Origin of the sequence: Coprobacillus sp. AF33-1AC (assembly GCF_003475785.1) — a bacterium.
In the GTDB taxonomy this organism is placed as follows: Bacteria; Bacillota_I; Bacilli_A; order Erysipelotrichales; family Coprobacillaceae; genus Faecalibacillus.
Genome location: NZ_QRQB01000056.1, coordinates 522 through 1,268 on the forward strand (window position 1 = coordinate 522; position 747 = coordinate 1,268).

Consider the following 747-nt stretch of genomic DNA (forward strand, 5'->3'; position numbering starts at 1 on the left):
AGAAGAAAAACTAACTCAACATATTAAAGAAATATTTAAAAATAGTCGTAATAACTATGGATCTAGAAAAATCAAAGTTGAATTGAAGAAAAAGGGTATTATAGCCAGTAAGCGACGAATTAGACGTATCATGAAGGAAAATGGCCTTGTATCAACGTACACAGTCAAACAATATAAAGTGCATAAACAGACATGCAATAACGATAAAATAGATAACAAGTTAAAACGAAATTTCAATCAAGAAGAAAGAATGAAAGTAATTGTAAGTGATTTAACTTATGTCAATGTTGCAGGAAAATGGAATTACATATGTTTAATGTTAGATCTATATAACAGGGAAATTGTAGGCTATGCAGCAGGGAAACATAAGGATGCTGGTTTGGTTAGAAAAGCAATAACTACAATAAAATATGATTTAAATAAAATTGAAATATTTCATACAGACAGAGGAAATGAATTTAAAAATAATATTATAGATGAAGTACTAGATACTTTTAAAATAGATAGGTCACTTAGTGCAAAAGGATGTCCATATGATAATGCAGTAGCAGAAGCAACCTATAAGATAATAAAAACAGAATTTGCATTTAATAGAATATTTGATGATTTTGAAGAATTAGAAATAGAATTGTTTGATTATGTAAATTGGTATAACAATATTAGAATTCATGGTTCACTAGGATATAAGACACCTATTGAATATCGTGCGTTCTCATAAAAAGTGTCCAAAAAAGTGTTGACAATCCA

At 28.0% G+C, this 747-nt stretch carries 1 protein-coding gene; it reads left to right on the forward strand.

The genetic code is table 11. From position 1 onward, the window contains the following. The coding region (locus DWZ53_RS11390) for an IS3 family transposase (protein WP_233541894.1) at positions 1-718 on the forward strand (718 nt) is incomplete at its 5' end. Positions 719-747 lie beyond the last annotated feature (29 nt).